At 38.4% G+C, this 21,051-nt stretch carries 19 protein-coding genes and 1 pseudogene; all 20 read left to right on the top strand.

All coding sequences use genetic code 11. The features are described from left to right. Positions 1-2: 2 nt before the first annotated feature. The 20 genes and pseudogenes from A3Q34_RS01895 (at position 3) to A3Q34_RS01805 (ending at position 21,029) form a co-directional block, all read left to right on the top strand. Positions 3-1,237: pseudogene (locus A3Q34_RS01895) on the top strand (efflux RND transporter periplasmic adaptor subunit). 73 nt (positions 1,238-1,310) lie between these two features. Further along, entirely contained in the window at positions 1,311-4,454 is a 3,144-nt protein-coding gene (locus A3Q34_RS01890) for an efflux RND transporter permease subunit (RefSeq protein ID WP_070373810.1), read from the top strand. Beyond that, on the top strand, positions 4,447-5,145 hold the full coding sequence (locus tag A3Q34_RS01885; protein WP_070373809.1) for a HupE/UreJ family protein: 699 nt from the start codon (positions 4,447-4,449) through the stop codon (positions 5,143-5,145). The genes A3Q34_RS01890 and A3Q34_RS01885 overlap by 8 nt, the downstream gene beginning before the upstream one ends. Before the next feature lie 50 nt (positions 5,146-5,195). Further along, the gene (locus A3Q34_RS01880) at positions 5,196-5,747 is read left to right on the top strand and encodes a hypothetical protein (RefSeq protein ID WP_070373808.1); all 552 of its coding nucleotides are present in this window, start codon (positions 5,196-5,198) and stop codon (positions 5,745-5,747) included. A 65-nt stretch (positions 5,748-5,812) separates the two neighbouring features. Further along, positions 5,813-6,145, top strand: coding sequence for a DUF6488 family protein (locus A3Q34_RS01875; protein WP_070373807.1), 333 nt, complete (start codon positions 5,813-5,815; stop codon positions 6,143-6,145). A 245-nt stretch (positions 6,146-6,390) separates the two neighbouring features. Next, on the top strand, positions 6,391-6,777 hold the full coding sequence (locus A3Q34_RS01870; RefSeq protein ID WP_269447175.1) for a CopL family metal-binding regulatory protein: 387 nt from the start codon (positions 6,391-6,393) through the stop codon (positions 6,775-6,777). A 152-nt stretch (positions 6,778-6,929) separates the two neighbouring features. Next, complete coding sequence (locus A3Q34_RS01865) at positions 6,930-7,448, top strand: DUF411 domain-containing protein (RefSeq protein ID WP_070373805.1); 519 nt, start codon at positions 6,930-6,932, stop codon at positions 7,446-7,448. Next, entirely contained in the window at positions 7,448-8,902 is a 1,455-nt protein-coding gene (locus A3Q34_RS01860; protein WP_070373804.1) for a TolC family protein, read from the top strand. Before A3Q34_RS01865 ends, A3Q34_RS01860 begins: the two co-directional genes overlap by 1 nt. After that, positions 8,902-10,692: an efflux RND transporter periplasmic adaptor subunit gene (locus A3Q34_RS01855; RefSeq protein ID WP_070373803.1), complete on the top strand. Its 1,791-nt coding sequence runs from the start codon at positions 8,902-8,904 to the stop codon at positions 10,690-10,692. The genes A3Q34_RS01860 and A3Q34_RS01855 overlap by 1 nt, the downstream gene beginning before the upstream one ends. A gap of 17 nt (positions 10,693-10,709) precedes the next feature. Beyond that, complete coding sequence (locus tag A3Q34_RS01850) at positions 10,710-13,847, top strand: efflux RND transporter permease subunit (RefSeq protein ID WP_070373802.1); 3,138 nt, start codon at positions 10,710-10,712, stop codon at positions 13,845-13,847. A 4-nt stretch (positions 13,848-13,851) separates the two neighbouring features. Further along, entirely contained in the window at positions 13,852-14,595 is a 744-nt protein-coding gene (locus tag A3Q34_RS01845) for a PepSY domain-containing protein (RefSeq protein ID WP_231907412.1), read from the top strand. Then, positions 14,595-16,460 carry a 2Fe-2S iron-sulfur cluster-binding protein gene (locus A3Q34_RS01840; RefSeq protein ID WP_070373801.1) on the top strand — a complete coding sequence of 622 codons (1,866 nt, stop codon included), beginning with the start codon at positions 14,595-14,597 and terminating at the stop codon, positions 16,458-16,460. The genes A3Q34_RS01845 and A3Q34_RS01840 overlap by 1 nt, the downstream gene beginning before the upstream one ends. Before the next feature lie 32 nt (positions 16,461-16,492). Further along, the gene (locus tag A3Q34_RS01835; RefSeq protein WP_070373800.1) at positions 16,493-16,822 is read left to right on the top strand and encodes a hypothetical protein; all 330 of its coding nucleotides are present in this window, start codon (positions 16,493-16,495) and stop codon (positions 16,820-16,822) included. A gap of 59 nt (positions 16,823-16,881) precedes the next feature. Then, positions 16,882-17,415: a c-type cytochrome gene (locus tag A3Q34_RS01830; protein WP_070373799.1), complete on the top strand. Its 534-nt coding sequence runs from the start codon at positions 16,882-16,884 to the stop codon at positions 17,413-17,415. 36 nt (positions 17,416-17,451) lie between these two features. Beyond that, positions 17,452-17,934, top strand: coding sequence for a nuclear transport factor 2 family protein (locus A3Q34_RS01825; RefSeq protein ID WP_070376961.1), 483 nt, complete (start codon positions 17,452-17,454; stop codon positions 17,932-17,934). A 41-nt stretch (positions 17,935-17,975) separates the two neighbouring features. Further along, positions 17,976-18,488, top strand: coding sequence for a YybH family protein (locus tag A3Q34_RS01820; RefSeq protein ID WP_070373798.1), 513 nt, complete (start codon positions 17,976-17,978; stop codon positions 18,486-18,488). A gap of 135 nt (positions 18,489-18,623) precedes the next feature. Beyond that, complete coding sequence (locus A3Q34_RS01815; RefSeq protein WP_231907410.1) at positions 18,624-19,082, top strand: hypothetical protein; 459 nt, start codon at positions 18,624-18,626, stop codon at positions 19,080-19,082. Positions 19,083-19,288: 206 nt separating this feature from the next. Next, positions 19,289-19,978: a porin gene (locus tag A3Q34_RS20795; RefSeq protein ID WP_231907409.1), complete on the top strand. Its 690-nt coding sequence runs from the start codon at positions 19,289-19,291 to the stop codon at positions 19,976-19,978. Next, positions 19,927-20,478 carry a hypothetical protein gene (locus A3Q34_RS20790; RefSeq protein ID WP_231907408.1) on the top strand — a complete coding sequence of 184 codons (552 nt, stop codon included), beginning with the start codon at positions 19,927-19,929 and terminating at the stop codon, positions 20,476-20,478. Before A3Q34_RS20795 ends, A3Q34_RS20790 begins: the two co-directional genes overlap by 52 nt. A gap of 11 nt (positions 20,479-20,489) precedes the next feature. Next, entirely contained in the window at positions 20,490-21,029 is a 540-nt protein-coding gene (locus tag A3Q34_RS01805) for a c-type cytochrome (RefSeq protein WP_070373797.1), read from the top strand. Positions 21,030-21,051: the final 22 nt, after the last annotated feature.

Genomic DNA, 21,051 nt, shown 5'->3' with positions numbered 1-21,051 from the left:
TCATGAAATCAACATTTAAAATATTAACGCTAATAAGCACACTGTGCTTTGTTAGCTTAAGTACAAGTTTCTCTAGCCTTGCCGTTTCAGAGCAAAAGGTAGAAGAAGCCGAGCCAGAGAAAGGGCCGAATCGTGGACGACTATTGAAAAAAGATAATTTTGCCATTGAACTATCCATTTTTGAAACGGGAGTACCCCTGAGTTTCGTGTGTGGGCAACTGAGAATGGAAAAGCTATCGACCCTGCGAAAGTAGAGCTAAATGTAAAATTGACCCGATTAGGTGATGGTGTCGATGACATTAATTTTTTTCAAGAAGGCCAGTATCTTCGTGGTGATATGGTTATCTACGAACCTCACTCATTTATTGTCTCTCTAACGGCTAAATATCAGAGAAAAACTTACAGTTGGCAATATGACAATTTTGAAGGTCGAACAAGTATTGATGAAAAAATTGCTCAGGCAATGGAAATTAGTACTGAAGTTGTCGGGCCATCAACATTCCATGACAGCATTGAAATGTTTGGAAAGTTAACGTTACCAGCCGATGCTACCAGTAATGTTTACGCTCGATTCGATGGACTGGTTAAAAAAGTTCACGTCAAGCTAGGTGATGTAATTAAGAAAGGTCAATTGCTACTCACTCTGGAAAGTAATGAAAGTTTGCAATCTTATCAGGTGACATCAGCTCAAAAAGGCATTGTGAGTGCGGTTAACGTTACTTCTGGTGAGCAATCTAAAGGCCGAATATTACTTAACGTGACTAATGATGAAACCTTAGTTGCTGAGCTAGCTGTTTTTCCTTTGGATTTAGCCAAAATTAATATTGGCGCAAAAACAACGCTTAACATTAATGGTGTTGAAAAACAGTACACAAGTAAAATTGATAGCCGAGTATTAAAAGTTAGGAATGATCAGGCGAAGCTATTTCGTGTCTTAGTAAACAATAGTGATTCCTTATTATCTGAAGGCTCTTTTGTAAGTGCAAGAATTGAAATTGGCTCATTTGAGGTAGCGATGGCGGTAAAGCGTAACGCATTGCAGAGCTTTCGTGATTTTACTGTGGTTTATGCCAAAGTTGGCAATGAATATGAAGTAAGAATGCTTGAATTAGGCCGCATAGTGGGGGATGAAATTGAAGTGTTAGGCGGTATATCCCTAGGCACTGAATATGTCACTGAGAATAGTTATATTCTCAAAGCCGATGTTGAAAAATCTGGCGCATCACATGACCACTAAAGGTTTCCCTTTTAATTACAACGGTTAGTAAAAAAAGTTTACGCCTAAAAGACTTACTTTTAAAGGAAAAATAATGCTCGAATATTTACTCAGATTTTCTATTCGTAGAAACTTAATTATTATGTTGGCGGTACTCGCCTTCGCAGGACTTGGTCTTTGGAATTTTACCAAGCTACCGATCGATGCCGTCCCTGATATCACCAACATTCAGGTAATGATCAACACAGAAGCCCCAGGATATACACCGCTTGAAGTGGAACAACGGGTTACTTACCCATTAGAAACCGCATTGGCAGGTATACCAAATTTAGTGAGTACACGCTCTGTTTCACGTTACGGCTTATCGCAAGTAACCGCCATTTTTAGTGATGATACTGATATTTACTTTGCCAGACAATTAGTGAATGAACGCTTAGTCTCAGCAAAATCAGATTTACCTTTTGGATTAGAGCCTGAACTTGGACCTATAGCAACTGGGTTAGGTGAAATATTCATGTTTACCGTGGATGCTGAGCCTAATGCACGTAATGATGAAGGGAAGTTAATAACAGCTACAGATTTAAGAACGGTTCATGATTGGATTATTCGTCCTCAGTTAATGCAAGTGGATGGTGTGGTTGAAGTTAACCCTATTGGTGGTTTTAAACGTGAAATACTTGTTGCCTTTGAGCCTAAAAAGCTACTGGAATTTGGCCTTAATCAGCAAGATATTATTCAAGCGATCGAAAATAATAATGATAATAAGGGCGCTGGGTTTATAGAAAAAAATGGCGCTCAATGGTTATTACGTATTCCCGGACAGGTAGAAAGTTTAGAGGCTATCGCTAATATTCCTGTTAGGACGACTGAAGGCAGTGTTATTCGAATTTCTGATGTCGCTAAAGTACAAGAAGGAAAAGAGTTAAGAACAGGTGCAGCAACCCAAAATGGTAGAGAAGTGGTGATGAGTACCGTTTTCATGCTTATTGGTGAAAACAGTCGAAATGTTGCTAAAGCGGTTGGTATAAAGTTAAACGAAGTTAAAGCGAGTTTACCCATCGGTATTACCGTTACTGCTGTGTATGACCGTACTACCTTAGTGGAGAAGACACTCGATACAGTAAAAATGAACCTATTTGAAGGGGCGCTATTAGTTATTGTCGTGTTGCTTTTATTATTAGGCAATATGAGAGCGGCATTGCTTACTGCTGCGGTTATCCCATTTGCGATGTTAATGACTGTAACGGGCATGGTACAAGTAGGCGTAAGTGCCAATCTGATGAGTTTAGGGGCGTTAGATTTTGGACTACTTGTTGATGGTGCGATTATCATCGTTGAGAATTGTCTAAGAAAGCTCAGCTCGGCTTCTGCTAATGGTCGTACCATGGCAGTTAATGAACGATTAGCACTAGTCTATGAAGCAACTAAAGAAGTCATCCGTCCGGCATTATTTGGCGTATTTATTATAACTGCTGTTTATTTACCTATTTTTGCACTTACGGGTGTTGAAGGAAAAATGTTTCATCCTATGGCAATAACCGTTGTTATAGCCCTATGTTGTGCAATGTTCTTATCAGTAACTTTTGTTCCGGCAGCTATTGCTATTTTGTTCAAAGGCCCTGTAAAAGAAAAAGAAAATATCATTATTAAATCATCTTTAGCGGTTTATCGTCCTTCTTTAACGTTTGCGCTTAAAGTTCGCTGGTTTGTTGTGATTTTCGCTGTTGGACTTGTCGGCTTAGCAGGATTTTCTGCCAATAAACTCGGTAGCGAATTTGTGCCAAACCTCGATGAAGGTGATATCGCCATGCATGCCTTACGTATTCCTGGCACGTCATTATCGCAAGCTGTCGCGTTACAAAAAGTCTTAGAAGAAAAAATTAATCAAATGCCAGAAGTTGAACGTGTCTTTGCAAAAATAGGCACAGCCGATGTTGCAACAGATGCTGTACCACCCAGTGTTGCCGATAATTTTATTATTTTAAAACCACGCAGTGAATGGCCAAATCCTAATAAACCTAAAGCGCAATTTATAGAAGAATTAGCAGCCGTAGTAGAGCCTATACCGGGTAATCGATATGAGTTCTTACAACCAATACAAATGCGCTTTAATGAGTTGTTATCAGGGGTTCGTGCCGAGCTGGCTATCAAAGTGTTTGGCGATGACTTTGAGACTTTAGCGGCGTTAGGAAAAAGTATAAATACAGCTATTATTAATGTTGAGGGGATTGCTGATATTCAAGTAGAAAGAACGACTGGTTTACCACTAATGACGATTAATCCGAAACTTGCCCAGCTAGCAAAATATGGAATAAGCGTGAAGCAACTACAAGATCAACTTTCCACAGCGTTAGGCGGTACGATTGCGGGTAAGTTCTATCAAGGTGACCAACGTGCAGACATAGTAGTTCGTCTTCCAGATGAGCTAAGAACCGATGTTGATGCCTTGGCTTACTTACCAATACAGATGTTCGATAACAGTTATGTTCCATTACAGGAGTTAGCTGAATTGGTATTGGTTGAAGGTGCAAATCAAGTCAATAGAGAAAATGGAAAACGTAGAGTGTTTGTTACCGCTAACGTTCGAGGGAGAGATTTAGGGTCATTTGTTAAGGATATTCAAGCATCTATCAATGAGTCTGTTGAAATACCTGCGGGTTACTGGATTGAATATGGCGGCACCTACCAAAAATTACAATCAGCTTCAGAGCGCCTATCTATCGTGGTTCCTATTACGTTGGTGATGATTATTGGTCTTCTTTTCTTGGCTTTAGGCTCATTTAAAGATTCCATGATTATTTTTACTGGCGTTCCATTAGCTTTAACAGGAGGGATTTTTGCTTTACTATTGAGAGATATTCCTTTTTCAATATCAGCCGCTGTTGGCTTTATTGCTTTATCAGGGATCGCCATTTTAAATGGCCTAGTTATGGTTTCGTTTATACGAGAACTTAGACGCGAAGGAGCTGCTTTAGATACGGCTATTATCGAAGGTGCATTGACAAGACTTCGACCTGTGTTAACAACCGCGCTTGTTGCCTCATTAGGTTTTGTGCCTATGGCACTTAATACGGGCATAGGCTCAGAGGTTCAACGCCCACTAGCGACTGTGGTGATCGGAGGGGTGATCTCCTCAACTATCTTGACGCTATTCGTTCTTCCAGCTTTATATCGTTTACTACATCGCGAAGAAACCTCCCCTGAAACAACACATTCAAAGGAAACCGTTAATGTTTAATATTATACAGCGATATGGCTTGTTGAGTTTTATCGCTTTACTAGCCATATGGTTACCGATTGAAGCCTTTGCTCATGGTGTCGATGAAAGCACAAGAGCATTTTTACTACAAAACACGGGTGTACAAATTATCCCATTTTTGTATATTGGTGCTAAGCATATGGTGACGGGGTACGATCATTTATTGTTTTTAGTAGGTGTGCTGTTCTTTTTATATAGAAGTCGAGATGTTTTATTGTATGTCAGTATGTTTACGCTAGGACACAGTTTAACCTTATTGTTTGGCGTGATAAGTGACATACAAGTTAATGCTTATTTGATCGATGCCATTATTGGGCTATCGGTGGTTTATAAGGGCTTTGATAATTTAGGTGGCTTTAATCGACTCTTTGGTAAATCACCCAATGCAAAGCTTGCGGTACTGATTTTTGGCCTTTTTCACGGCTTCGGCTTAGCAACCAAATTACAAGAATTTCAACTTCCTGATGACGGCTTAATTACTAATTTAATTGCCTTTAATGTTGGGGTTGAATTAGGACAGTTTACCGCCTTGGCCTTTATTCTTTTAGTGATTAATTTTTGGCGTAAACATAGCAGCTTCACTCGCTTTGCGACAAACACGAATTGTTTGTTGATGAGTGCAGGGTTTATGTTGGTAGGTTTTCAACTGACTGGTTATTTCATTAACTAATTTATTAAATTTTTACTATTAAACTTTACCCTAATTTAAGAGATAAAACGATGCAACAAACAACGCCACAAACGATAACTTTAACGAATTCAGCATTGCTCAAATACACACTGTTCAGTTTAGTATTTGCAGCAATTACACTTTTAACCATTATATTACCTGCGGAATACAACATCGATCCCACAGGCATAGGACATAAACTTGGGCTAACCGTTTTTCATAACGTAAAGGCCGAACAGTCTACTTCTCTCTCTTCACAAGAACTAACCGAAAAATCAATAGTTGCGACAGAAACCATTGAAGTAATTGTTCCTGCTGGTCGCGGTGTTGAATACAAATTTATCATGGCGCAATACCAAAAGCTTGAATACGAATGGATAACAGATAGTTCAGCATTGTATTTTGACTTACATGGCGAACCAGAAGGCGACACCACGGGCTATTTTGAAAGTTATGCAATAGCAACACTGGATGAAATGAAAGGGAGTTTTACGGCACCATTTGCTGGTTCTCATGGTTGGTATTGGAAAAATACTTCTAATGCACCTGTTACTGTTCAACTTATTGTAAAAGGTGAATACACTAAGCATGGCCTTAAATAATCACCTCAAGTAAGAGATAAAAACAAACATACTTTGAATTTAATTAAAATAACGGGAACACCGAAATGAAAACTTTAATAGCAGCCTTATTCATTACATTGATATTTACCACAAGTTCAGCATTTGCGCATACTGACCACGGAAAAATAAGCCCTAAAGTAGCAACACAAATTGCAGCTAAAGCTATCCAAAAACTGACTTTTAAAGATTTAGGTTTCAAGGTTGGAAAATTAGACCAGAGCTGGAAGAGTTTGACCTCAGAAGATTTCAAACTACATGCGGCAGAAGCTAATCGTTATATTGTTAGTGCTAACAATAAATCAGAAAATAAAACAATTTATTTCCTGATGACAATGTCAGGCGAAGTATTAAAAGTAAATTCTGAAGCGAAGTTTTAGTCTACTAAAGCAGGTAGCTTTACACGCCTCCTTAGTTTTTATTTGAAAGGTAGGTAAATATACTTTTTGATATTTAGCAGGACAATTAATTAAAAATTAATGGTTTTCTGAAGTCGCAATAGTTCCCTTGGTTATGACACTACTACACATTAATGTCGTTTTATTTATATCGCCAACATTTACTTATTGTAAAAAAGCACTTGTTATGCGAATATTTAATTAATTATATATTATGTTGATTACTTGTGACTTTTAATTTTCCTAAAACATTATTAGTATTGCTAGTATGTTTGGCCTTTGTTGGTCAGGCAATGGCGTCTACTCTTATGTCTTATCATATGATGAGTATGAAAGTTATGAATGACCAAGAGCAATCACAAGATATGTCAATGATGGATCATAGCAAGCATAAAATGGCTAATGATTCTTCTAGTGATTCTGAAACATCAGAAGATGATTGTTGCGTACAAGCATGTAGCTGTTTTACTGGTAGTTGTTCAAGTCTTGCAACATTATTGAAATACGCTGGCAGTAACCCAATTATAGATTTATCTTCAAAAATACCCTCGTATTTATCGTTGGCACAAAGCCAACAATCCACATCTCTTTATAGACCTCCAATACTTAGTTAAATACAGAATAAGTGTGTCCAAAATTTGGGTAATTTATATAACTAATATCTGTATTAGGCTTTTTTTATCCCTGAATTTATTTAAATTCATTACTAAACATTAAAAATAATCTAATTAATCAAAAAATTAATCAATATCCCATTGGGGGAATTATGTTTCCAAATAAATATAGTTTAAAGACCATCGCTACATTTTTCGTAGTGGCATTGATCGCAAGTTGTTCTGAGAGTGATGCAGTTAGAGCAGAATCGAATACTGCTAAAGCACAACCTATAGCTCTAGACGTATATAAAAGTCCGACTTGTGGCTGTTGCAAGAAGTGGATAAGTCATATTGATGAGAATGGGTTTCAATCCAAAGTTTATGACAGAAATGATATTTCAAGCATTAAAGAAAAAAGAGGGATTCAGCCACGATATCGCTCTTGTCATACCGCTATTTCTAAAGATGGTTACGCTTTTGAAGGACATGTACCTGCAAAATTCATTCAACAATTCTTGAACGAAAAGTATGATGATACTGTCATTGGCTTGTCAGTTCCTGCAATGCCTTTAGGCTCTCCTGGTATGGAAATGGGGGATAAATTTCAACCATATAAAGTTCTTCTTTTGAAATCAGATGGAAGCTATGAAATTTATTCAAATGTTCAGTCATATGAGGAGCAGTTCTAATGATTAAACAAAGTATTAATAGCAAATTACGCACAAAGTGCGGGGTAAGTATATTAGCTCTTTTATTTATTCCATCCCTTGCTGCGCAACAACCCCTATCAAATGTTGAAAGCATTTTATCTTTTGAGATGGCAATAAAATCGGCGCAGAAGAGTGACCCTTGGCTTACGGGTAATTTTCATAAACAAAGATCTATTGAGTCAATGAGTACAGCAGTTAGTACATTACCTGATCCTAAAATATCTATTGGTCTAGCAAATTTACCTACTAATGGATTTGATTTTGGTCAGGAAGGGATGACACAAGCTAAAATAGGAATAGCTCAAATGTTCCCTCGTGGTGATACCTTAACTATTAAAAGCCAGCAACTTCGAATTCAAAGTGAAGCATTTCCCTTCCAGCGTCAGGATAGAGAAGCAAAGGTTGCTGTCACTGTAGGTAGTTTATGGCTGGATGCATATCGAGTGCAACAGAGTATCGCTTTAATAGAAAAAAACAGATCTTTGTTTGAACAACTAGCAGATATTGCAGAAGCTAGTTACTCATCGGCATTAGGAAAAACTCGTCAACAAGATATCGTTAGAGCGCAACTTGAACTAACTCAATTAGAAGACCGATTAGAAAAGTTAGGCCAACAAAAAAATCGTTTTGAAGGCATGTTATCTCAATGGTTAACCAAATTTTCGACAAGTAATGATTCTGGAGAAACGACTTTATATAGTGATTTTTCTTTACATGACATTGAGCTTAGTCATCAAATCCCACAAATAGATTTGCTTAATAATAAATTAGTTCACAGCCAAAGTTGGTTAAATTCACAAGAGCTAGTTCAATATTTCACAAGCCATCCATCTGTTATTGCTATTGAAAAGAAAGTGAGTGCAACTAAAACAGGTATTAAGCTTGCGGAGCAAAAATATCAGCCGGAATGGGGGGTAAGTGCTAGTTATGGATATCGAGCCGATGATCCTATGGGGAGAAGCAGAGCTGATTTGCTTTCAGTAGGAGTGACGTTTGATCTTCCTCTATTTACCGAAAATCGACAAGATAAAGAAGTGCAGTCTGCCATTTTTAAAACAGAAGCCGTTAAAACTGAAAAGTTATTGTTGCTTAGACAATTACTTGGTTCTTATTCTAGCGCCAAAGGAAGATTGCTACGTCTCAAAAATAGACAGAACTTGTACACATCGAAGTTATTACCTCAAATACATGATCAAGCAGAAGCATCACTTACAGCATATACCAATGATGATGGTGATTTTGCGGAAGTTGCACGCTCACGTATTGCTGTTTTAAATGCAGAAATAGATGAGTTAACCCTCAATGTAGAAGAGCAAAAATTAAACCTTGAACTAAATTACCTTTTCATTGGCAGCATTAAGACTGCAATGACGACTAATAATATGAATTACACCTCTAGCGGCCAATATGCAGCTAGTGCCGGAGAAAAATAATGAGCAATAATATTAAACCTATCATTATAGGCATGATTATCGGGGGAATCCTAACTTTTGGAGCCTACACTGTGTTAATTCCATCAGGGAATAAACAAGGTATAAATGCGGTATCTGAAGAAAAAAAACCGCAATATTGGGTTGCACCGATGGATGCAAATTATAAAAGAGATAAGCCTGGTAAATCACCTATGGGCATGGATTTAGTACCTGTTTATGATGATGGTGGTAAAGGACCTGATGAAGGCCCAGGAACCATCCGGATTTCTCCTGATGTAGTGAATAACTTAGGTGTTAGAACGTCAACAGCTAGCTATAAGTCATTACATACAGAAATAAATACAGTCGGATATGTTACCTACGATGAGGATAAGTTAGTTCATATTCATCCGCGAGTTGAAGGTTGGATAGAAAAATTATACGTTAAGGCAGTTGGTGACCCTGTTAAGAAGAATCAGCCTTTATACGATATATATTCTCCTGCGTTAGTTAATGCTCAAGAAGAACTATTATTAGCACTGGATCGTAAAAACAATAGGTTAATCAGCGCTGCTGAAAACCGATTGGCCGCATTGCAATTGCCTAAATCCGCTATTGAGAAGTTGAAGGAAACTAAAAAAGTTCAACAAACCATTACTTTCTATTCGCCTCAAAATGGTGTTGTCGAAAACTTAAAGATACGTGAAGGCTTTTTTGTTAAACCTGGTTCAACCCTTATGTCAATTGTTGATTTATCAGAAGTTTGGATTGAAGGTGAAGTTTTTGAAAGACAGGCAGGACAAGTCAAGACAGGAGCACCGATTACGATGACGTTGGATTATTTACCGGGGAAAATTTGGCAAGGACAAGTGGACTTCATCTATCCGACACTTGATCAAAAAACACGCACAGTGAAAGTACGTATACGTTTTAAAAATGAAAACGGTGACTTTAAACCTAATATGTTTGCTCAAATAACTATTCATCAAACGAGTGATGAACAAGCGTTACTTATCCCTAAAGAAGCACTTATTAGGACTGGTACCCAAGATAGAGTTGTTCTCGCTTTAGGCGAGGGAAGCTTTAAGTCAGTGATTGTTAAAGTGGGTCGTTATGATAATGAAAGTGTAGAGATACTTGAAGGACTCAGCGATGGTGAAAAAATCGTTAGCTCTGCGCAATTTTTATTGGATTCAGAATCAAGCAAGTCATCTGATTTTAAACGGATGAACCATGATGAATCAAAAATAGATGATTCAGTTCCTGCTTCTGTGTGGGTTTCAGCTCAAATACAAAGTGTGATGGCCAATCATAAAATGTTGACGTTAATACATGCCCCTATCCCTGAGTGGGGCTGGCCAGAAATGACAATGGACTTCATCTCTACAGACTCTGTAGATTTATCACAACTTAAAGAAGGTCTTAGCTTACACGTGGAAATAACTAAAACATCAAATGGTGATTATCAAGTGAGTAACATCCATGTGCCAGATGATGGTGACATTAACGCGACTGATAATAGCATTGAAGCCAGCTCTAACACTTCTTTTGCAACAGTGACGGGAAAGATAAATTCATTAATGATAGATCATGGAATGATTAATATTAGTCGTTCTGCCATTGAAAAATGGAATAGACCTGCGGCAACAGTAGATTTTATTACCGATGATGGCGTGAGTTTGGCTGGGCTTAGCCAAGGAATGGACGTTAAATTTACCTTTGAAATTAGAGATGGCAATTTTATCATCAATGATATTTCACCATTAGTACCTGTTTCTGGTGCTGATGCTGTCGACCACTCAAACCACTAATATAGGAGTTAATTATTATGATAGCTTCTATCATTCGTTGGTCTATAGGTAATCGATTTTTCGTATTGTTAGCCACCGCCATTCTTGTCGGTGTGGGGCTATATGCAGTAAAGAATACCCCAATAGATGCCTTACCTGATTTATCAGATGTTCAGGTAATTATTAAAACCAGTTACCCAGGACAAGCCCCGCAAGTGGTTGAAGATCAGGTGACTTATCCATTAACAACTGCAATGCTGTCAGTACCAGGTGCTGAAACGGTACGTGGTTTTTCATTCTTTGGTGACTCTTATGTTTATGTCATCTTTGATGAAGATACAGATTTATATTGGGCGCGGTCACGAGTACTTGAGTATTTGAGTCAAGTAGCACCTAGTCTACCAACAGAAGCTAGACCTCAACTCGGGCCTGATGCAACAGGCGTTGGCTGGGTATATCTTTACGCGTTAGTCGATAAAACAGGCCAACATGATTTGAGCCAATTACGTAGTGTTCAAGATTGGTTTTTAAAATATGAATTACAAGCGGTAAAAGGGGTTTCTGAAGTTGCTGCCCTTGGCGGAATGGTCAAACAATACCAAATACAAGTGGACCCCGATAAGTTAAGAGCTTTTGGTATTCCGCTTTCAATGATCCAAACAGCGATAAAGCAAGGAAATCAAGAGATTGGAGCCTCTGTGGTTGAAATGGCTGAAGCTGAATATATGGTCAGAGCTACAGGCTATTTGAAAGGTGTTGACGATTTAGAAAATATACCTTTAGGGGTAAACCAAAATGGTACCCCTTTATTGCTTAAAGATGTTGCTGACATTGGTACGGGACCACAAATGCGTCGCGGTATTGCCGAGCTTAATGGTGAAGGTGAAACCGTTGGTGGCATCATTGTGATGCGCTTTGGAGAGAATGCACAAGAAGTGATCGCACGCGTTAAAACAAAACTTGAGGAGCTTAAAGCGGGTTTACCCGATGGTGTAGAAATTGTGACAGTTTATGACCGCTCCGCCCTTATTGAACGGTCGGTCGATAACCTAGCCGATAAGTTAGTAGAAGAATTTATTGTTGTTGCGCTTGTATGTTTGGTTTTCTTGTTTCATTTACGCTCTTCTTTAGTGGTTATTTTCAGTATCCCTGTTGGCATTTTAACCGCCTTTGCTGTGATGCATGCTCAAGGATTGAACGCTAATATTATGTCATTAGGGGGCATTGCTATTGCTATTGGCGCAATGGTAGATGGTGCTATTGTGATGATAGAGAATATGCACAAGCATATGGAACGGACTCCACTGAGCAAGGATAATCGTTGGCGTATTGTCGCCGATGCCGCTACAGAAGTAGGTCCAGCATTATTTTTTAGCTTGATGATAATCACCGTTAGTTTTATTCCTGTGTTTACCTTAGAAGCACAAGAAGGACGAATGTTCTCGCCATTAGCGTATACCAAAACTTATGCCATGGCGGCTTCTGCGGCATTAGCGATTACTTTAGTACCCGTATTAATGGGCTACTTTATTCGTGGTAAAGTGCTTCCAGAACAAAAAAACCCCGTGAATCGATTTCTCACAGCCATGTATATGCCTGCACTAAAAGCGGTGTTAAATTTTCCTAAAGTGACACTTGTTGCTGCACTAGCTGTGTTTGCTATTGGTTTATACCCACTAGATAAAATTGGTAGTGAGTTTATCCCTCCACTTGATGAAGGCGATTTGATGTATATGCCAACTACTTATCCAGGGATCTCTATTGGCGAAGCTCGTCAATTATTGCAACATACTAATAAGTTAATTAAAACGGTGCCAGAAGTTGAAACTGCCTTTGGGAAAGTTGGGCGTGCTGAAACAGCGACTGATCCGGCGCCTTTGACGATGATCGAAACATTTATCCAATTAAAGCCTCAAAGTGAATGGCGAGAAGGTATTACCACCGATAGTTTAAAAGCAGAGTTTGATGGGCTAGTTAACATTCCTGGGTTAACCAATGCTTGGGTTATGCCAATAAAAACACGTATTGATATGCTCGCAACGGGGATTAAAACGCCAGTAGGTATTAAAATAGCTGGACCTAAACTCAATGTTATCCAAGATATTGGTCAACAACTTGAAAATATCTTACAAGATGTGCCAGGCACCGCCTCAGTATATTCAGAGCGTGTCGCAGGAGGACGTTACATTAATGTGGATATTCAGCGGGCCAAAGCGGCTCGTTATGGTTTAAATATTAGTGATATACAACAAGTTATTGCTACCGCTATTGGCGGCATAAATGTTACTCAAACCATTGAAGGGTTAGAGCGTTATCCGGTGAATTTACGTTACCCTCAAGATTATCGAAACTCTCCTGAGCAATTATCATTACTACCGATTGTTACGCCTAATAGGCAGCGCATTTCTCTTGGCGATGTGGCCAATATTTTTGTTGAAGATGGACCTCCAGGCATAAAATCTGAAAATGCCCGTTTAAATGGTTGGGCATTTATTGATATTGAAGGCGTTGATGTTGGCACTTATGTTGAGTCAGCCAAAAAAGTGGTTACTGATAAGTTATCACTGCCAACGGGGTATTCTATTGCTTGGGCAGGGCAATACGAATACATGGAACGTGCAAAAGCAAAACTGACTTACGTGGTACCGCTTACCTTATTCATCATTGTTATTCTCCTGTACTTAAATTTTAGAAATGTTATTGAAGTCGCAATGATTATGGGGACGTTGCCGCTCGCGATGGTAGGCAGTATTTGGTTAATGTACCTTGAAGGTTTCAATTTTTCCGTTGCTGTCGGGGTGGGATTTATAGCCTTAGCAGGTGTTGCAGTAGAAATTGGCGTGATTATGTTGGTTTATTTAAACCAATCTTATCGAGACATGCTTAAAAAACATCAAGAACAAGGTATTACCACAATAAAAGCGGATGTTTTTCAGGCGGTATTATATGGTGCTGGCATGCGTGTTCGCCCAGTAATGATGACCGCAGGTACAGTCATTATTGGTTTATTACCGATTTTATATGGCACAGGTACAGGCTCTGAAGTGATGAGCAGAATTGCTGCACCTATGGTAGGTGGAATGTTGAGTGCGGTTATTTTGACATTACTTGTTTTACCTACGTTGTATTATTTATGGCGCTCGTCATCGGTAAAAAGTACGGCAAAGAAGGCATAACAATATGAAGTTATTAAAAACTAGCCGTAAATTTCATAAATGGTTAATGTTGTTTTTGGGCCTTCAGTTTTTGATCTGGTCAATATCAGGAGCCTATATGGTGATATTTGATATTGACTATATTCATGGTGATAGTTTGGTGGTTAATCACCAAACTAAACTTGATGCAGATACTATTACTTATCCGTTCTCAAAACTACGTCAGCAATACCCCGATGCCGAAAGCATAGAAGTTGAGGTTTTCATTGATCAAGCTGTTTATCGTTTTAAGCAAGGGGATAATAAATATCTCGTTGATGCTCAAACGGGCCAGCAGCTTTCTCCGTTAAATGAGGTATCCGCGATCCGAGCCGCTCAACATTATTATAGTGGTAAAGGAGGCGTGGCAGAAGTTGAACTTATTCAAGAAAATCCGCCATTTGAATTGAGTCGTCGAGCTTTACCCGCTTGGCGAGTTAACTTTGATGATTTTGGCAACCCTTCGATTTATGTTTCAGCTCAGACGGGGAAACTTGTCAGTAAACGACATGAATTTTGGCGTATCTTTGATTTAATGTTTAGCTTGCATGTGATGGATTACGAAGATGAAGATCCGAGTAATCAACTATTGTTTTGGTTCACCTTATTTTCGATATTGGCATCAATATTTGGTGGAGTATTAAGTTACTTTGTTATTTTTAAAAACCGAGCAAAAAACACTACAAACGCAGCCCGTTTTGCTAAAGAAATTACAGGAGAAGCAAAATAATGTTACTCCTTAAAAAACTGCATAAGTGGTTGTCGTTATTGGTCGGATTGCAACTATTCATTTGGTTAGGTACTGGCTTATATTTCAATCTAATGGATCATGAAAAGGCATCGGGTAATCAATTTCGTCAACGTCCAACTATCGCGCAGGTTGATATAAGCCGATTAGTTGAGCCTCAACTGGTGCTGTCTAGATCTAAGCGGTCAGTATCATTAAAACAAATATCTTTGTTAGCTCAACCTTATTATTTGTTAACCCATCAAAAGGGACTATATAGCCACTTTATCAACAATTATTCTTTAGTTGATGCTTATACGGGAGAGCCTGTCCTCATTGATGAGGCAATAGCAACAAAGCTGGCGCAATCTTCTTATAATGGCCAGGGAGCTATTAAAAGAGCCATTAAGTTATCTCCGCCTTATGACGATATACCGCGTGAAAAAAACCATGTTTGGCAAATAAATTATGCTGATCACATTAATACTAGTGTTTACATAGATGCTGGCTCAGGACGTATTATTAAGCATAGTAATGATGATAAGCGTTTTGTTGATATTTTCTTCATGCTGCATTTTATGGATTATGGTAGTGAAGGCAGTTTTAATAATGTTCAAAACATTGTTTTTGCTATCTTCACGTTATTCTTTTCTTTAACAGGTTTAATTTGGACAATTGAATTGGCCTTTAATGGTCAATATAAAGTCACCTTAGGGCGAAAAAAACGCAAATTAGCATTGTTTGATAAGCATCACCAGTCAATGGGAGAAATTGATGTATCGACTAAAACAAACTTACTGGACGGCTTAATTGAACATGACATTTTTTTGTCGTCAACGTGTGGCGGCGGTGGCACCTGTGGCCAGTGTAAAGTACTGCTTGATAAAAGGGTTAGAGTTACTTCGGCAGACTCTACCCAATTTACAACTGATGAATTGCAGCAAGGTTTTCGTTTAGCTTGCCAGCATAATGGCACTGAAATTGAGCGGCTAACCCTTGTTGATGTCACGAAAGCGAAAAAGCATTTACTTGAACTAACGAGCAGTGAGTTTATCAGCCCATTTATCAAAGAGCTTCGCTTTAAAATAGTAGGCGGTAATAAACTTGCTTTTAAAGCAGGAGCGCATATGCAATTTTTCATACCGGCTGCCAAAGGTGTCTCTATTCCACAACGGTTACCGGAAAAGTTAAAGCCTCATTGGCATCACATTGACCATTTAGAATATGAGCATAAAGCCTGTAGTCGTAACTATTCCTTAGCTAATGGTAAAGGTGAAAATGACGGTGGTGCAGAAGAATTGGTCTTTACCATTAAAATTCAAAATGCGCCGAACAGAAGTATATTGCCAGGTGTTGGTTCAAGTTATTTATGTAACTTAGCTTTAGGACAAACAATCGACGCGGTTGGACCCTTTGAATATTTTTGTGCGAAACCACTTAGCAATAAAACAATGATACTAGTCGGTGCAGGCTCAGGTATGGCACCGCTCAAATCTTTGATTGAAGAACAATTAACTTATTTTGAAAGTAAGGCTGAAAAAGGACGCATAATTAAAAGGGATATTTACTTTTTCTATGGTGCTAGAACGGAGGATGATTTGTTGTACCAAAGTGAATTCTTTCAATTAGCTAAACAATTTGCCAACTTTAATTATTTTCCGGTGTTATCGCAACCATCGGCTGAATGGACGGGAGCAAAAGGCTATGTTCAAGAGCTTTTAAAATTACAAATTGAAGGTATCAGTCAAATAAATAATGTTGAATTTTATTTGTGTGGACCACCAGACATGATGAGTACAACCATTGATTTACTGAAAACAAAGAATGTAGATGCAAGCAATATTGCATTTGATGAATTTACACAATAACCCTTAATAATTTATTAACCTAGGAGTAAACCATGAAAACTTTAACAAAAATAGCTTTGGTATTAATACCAGCCATCACTTTATCAATGGCAGCTACAGCACATGATCCTAAATTGCATGTCAAAAAGGCTAAAAAAGCTGATTGTAGCAAAATGGATCACAGCAAGATGGATATGAAAGATCCTGTCGCTATCGCTATGATGAAAAAATGTATGAAGCAGGCTGAGAAGTCAAAAGATAAAATGGATCATAGTAAGATGGATCACAGTAAGATGGATCATAGTAAAATGGATCACAGTAAAATGAAAAAAACTGAGCAAAAAACGAAAAAGAAAGATGGTGATAACGAACATAACCATTAATTAACTCAAATAGCCACTTAGCGTCTGTGTTAGGTGGCTTTTTGCTTAAAGGAAAGCATATGAAAATTATTAAATCATTATTACTATTTGCTGTATTAGGTATAGGTGCAGCGGCTACGGTGATGTATTCAGGTGTAGTTGATGTTGCGGCTGATGAGCCTCATAGTGATTTGGTCCACTGGCTTTTAGAAGAAACCAGAGAAAACTCTATAAAAAAATCAGCTCAAGCTATTGATGTACCTGATTTAAGTGCTCCTGAACTGTTATTAACAGGAGGCAATGACTACGAATTTATGTGCTCTAGTTGCCATTTAAAGCCTGGTCAGCGTGAGAGTGATCTGAGCGTAGGCTTGTATCCCGCACCACCTAACTTATCACTTTCTCCTGAAAGTCATGAAGGGCACGAACACGGCGATGCAGCACAAGCTGATCGTAAGAGTTTTTGGGTGATTAAGCATGGAATTAAGGCATCAGGCATGCCTGCTTGGGGGAAAACACACGACGATGAACGTATATGGGCAATGGTTGCTTTTATAAAACGATTACCGACTTTGACACCAGAGCAATACCAAATACTTACCGCGATAGATTAATGTCTAATTAAATTTAAGAAAAAGGGATAAGTGATGATAAAAATTAAAATACCCATGTTGATTGTCTGTTTAGTCGTAGTATTTTGGGGAAATGTAAGTATTGCGAAAGATAATGAACATTATTCTGGTCAAAAAACTGAAATGTTTATCGGTGTTGATTCACCTGCCGGAAAAGTGGTTATGCAATTCCATCTAGCGCTGAAAACCGATGATCAAACTACAGCGAGGAAGCTACTGGCAGATGATGTTTTAATCTTTGAAGGTGGTGGAGTGGAACGCTCAGCCGATGAATACGCTCACCATCATATGTTGTCAGATATGAAATACCTTGCTGCTATGAAAAGTGAACCGTTAGAGCATAATGTAAAAGTTATGGGTAACAGCGCTGTGTCGATGTCACGCAGTAAAACTATGGGGACTTACAAAGGAAAAGAACTAAAGTATGAAGGTATGGAGACTATGGTGCTAGAAAAGCAACAAGGTGAATGGAAAATAGTTCATATCCATTGGTCAAATTAATAATTAAATTAAATGATAAAAGGATAAAAAGGATAATAATAATGATTAAATATATCACAATAGTTTTACTGCTTACCTTAAGTTTTATTAGTTTCGCCCATAGTGATGAACAACATAATGACAAGGAAAAACAGGCCATAATCGATATACTGTCGAGCATTAAATATGGCTGGGAAAATGGAGATGGAACACCTTTTAGAAAAAACTTCCTCGATTTTAAAGGTGCTCGCTATATTGAAGGTGGTGGACAGAACGCTGGATTGGATTCTTTAGTTGAGCATCACGTTGAACCTGAGAAAGATGCCCTTGAATACTTAAAACTTCATTTTAGCGATATTGAAATTCACTTTGAAGGTAATAATAAAAGCTTCGCTTGGGCCATTGCCAATACCCGCGTAAAAGGTAAAGTTAACAAGAACGGCCGTGAGTTTGACAAAAGTGGCTATCAAACCTTTCTTTTTCGAAAAGTTGACGGCTTTTGGAAGTTAGTACACAGTCATTCATCTAGCCGTGATTATAAACCTAAGGAATCCGGTAGTCATTTACATAATTAGTTCTGTGTTTAATTTCCGTTAAGGTAAATAAGTGTAATTTATTTTTGTCATAATTATAAATTAACCTTACATTAATAGTGGGAATAGGGTTAAAAGTTGATCTTAATCAAGGTCTGTTAGTGACACAACTATATAATGTTAGGTATTGATAATACAGGTCGTAATAGGTTTGCCAAACGGATGTTATTTCGATTTAATTGGTTGTTAATGATATTTATTTATTTGTCTGTTAACGGACAAGTATTTGCAACAGCTATTCATATATGTCCTGAAATGGCATTAACGTCAACAGTACTCTCAACTTCTCAAAACGCTATAAATATTCACGAGCATAATCAAGAAGCTATTTATCACGAAGAGGTTGAGCAGAGCATCATGGCACATGATATGTCAGGATCTAAAACAATGGATAATTGCCAGTGTATTGATTGTGACTGTGTTCAAAATATATCAGGACAAGCAAACTATTCACTTGTGCAAAATTGTGTGTTGACTGGATATTTACCCGTAGCCACAACTATTTTAATTATGCCTGAACAAAATTTTATCTCTCAACTTCATACTACTCCTTACCGACCTCCAATAGTTACCTAAGCATAGGATCAGTGTGCCTTAAATTTGGCTGCTGGTTTCTTTAACTCGCTTTAACGTGTAAAGCCAAGTGGTGGTGATTTCATGTCCCCCTAGCATCGAGACGCTATCTCTTTGGTTCAACAATTTACATTTTATAATCTTATTTTTGAATGCTCAAATCGTAAGAGGCTATGCCCTACGTTTTAATAAAGTATTAAGGTAATACCATGAAACAGGTAACTCTCTATTCGGCTGTCGCAGCAGCCATATTAATGTCAACGGTGACAACTGCTACAGCTCAAGAAAACTCAACTCTAGATATTGGCCGCTTGGCTCTTGCTGGTTATGGCGATGTGACTTATATCGCACAATCAAACATGAAAGATGAAGAAGGAAATGCCATTCAGAATAACGTCGTTGCACGCTTTGTTCCGATCTTTTTATTCCAACTCTCTGAAAAAATTCACATTGAAGCTGAAATAGAATTTAGTACCAATGCTGAAGGTGAAACAGAAACCGAACTTGAATATGCCAATATACATTACTTCTTTAATGATAATACTATTATTACTGCGGGTAAGTTTTTACTGCCATTTGGGCAATTTGGTGCAAATTTACACCCAAGTTGGATCAACAAGGCGGCGAGTAATCCTGGTCTTTATGGTGGTCACGGTGGCAACGGCTCATTGGGTGGCATTACAAGTATCATGGGTGATACGGGTATTAACATTGCCAATACATGGACCTTAGGAGATGCAGGTCGTATTTTTACCGATTTTTATACGGTAAGTGGTCCACGTCAAGAAGCCGGAGATCATGGTGGTGGCGTTGAAATGGAGGCTAAAAAGGCGATAACAATGACAGTATGGCCTTTGGTGGCCGTGTTGCTTATGCTTTTTTACCTGAATGGGAAATAGGTGTTTCTTATTATTCGGGTGATTACAGTAGCGACGGTGACTTAAACTACAGCGCTTATAACATTGATTTTAACTGGGTTGGTAGCTACGCCAGTGTACGTGGTGAAATTTTTGGTTCTAGTGCAGAAACCGAAGGTGAGACCGAGGCAGAAGTAGAAGGAGAGCACGGAGAAGAGTGGGTAAAAGATTTTGACAAAAATGGTTGGTATATCCAAGGTACTTGGCAGGCACGTCAGCTAGGTAAAGCTTGGTTAAACCCAATTGAGTTAGTCGTTCGCTACTCTGATATTGAGTCAGATTTTGATGGCAGTATTGGGCATGCTTTTGAAGAGGATGCTGGCAAAATGGGCAGCCGTATTTATTACGGTATCAATTACTGGTTAGAACCAAGTGCGGTATTGAAGTTGGGTGCTGAAAGCACATCAATCGACAATGAAGGTTCAGGTCACGGTGGAATAGTCGATGATCGCGTATTTTTACAATTAGCGTTTGGCTTTTAAGGAGAACACTCATGAAATTAGTTAAATTATTATTACCATTGATTACGTTAACCCTCAGTGCCTTTTCAGTACAAGCAGAGCATGTAAGTGATCCGTCGTTAGTGGCCAAAGGCGCAAAAATATACGGTGAAAACTGTGGACGCTGTCACAATGCGCGTCCCGCAGAGGAGTACTCTAAAAAAGAATGGTCAGTGGTTATGCCTCATATGAGAGCTAAAGCACACATGACAGGTAAAGAAACCCTTGCAGTAGAAGCTTTTCTAGCGAGCACATTAACGGCTGATGTTCAAAATACACAGACACAAATTGTCGCACCGAAGAGAACAGGCGCTGAATTAGTTACACAATTGGGTTGTCAGGGCTGTCATCAAATTAAAGGAGAAGGTGGAAAATTAGGACCAGCTTTAGATGACGTGGTATTGAGTAAAGGTGAAGCGTTTGTACTTAAAAAGTTAGCTAACCCTAAATTTAATAACACAGCTTCTGCTATGCCAAAATATCCTATGACGCAGGATGACATGAAAGCCATTATTGGTTTTCTGAACAAGTAGAATTTTGGTTTATCCAAATGAT

This window comes from Colwellia sp. PAMC 20917, from assembly GCF_001767295.1.
Lineage (GTDB): Bacteria > Pseudomonadota > Gammaproteobacteria > Enterobacterales > Alteromonadaceae > Colwellia_A.
Note: the sequence above shows the minus strand (reverse complement) of the source record. Positions and strands in the feature narration are given on the sequence as shown.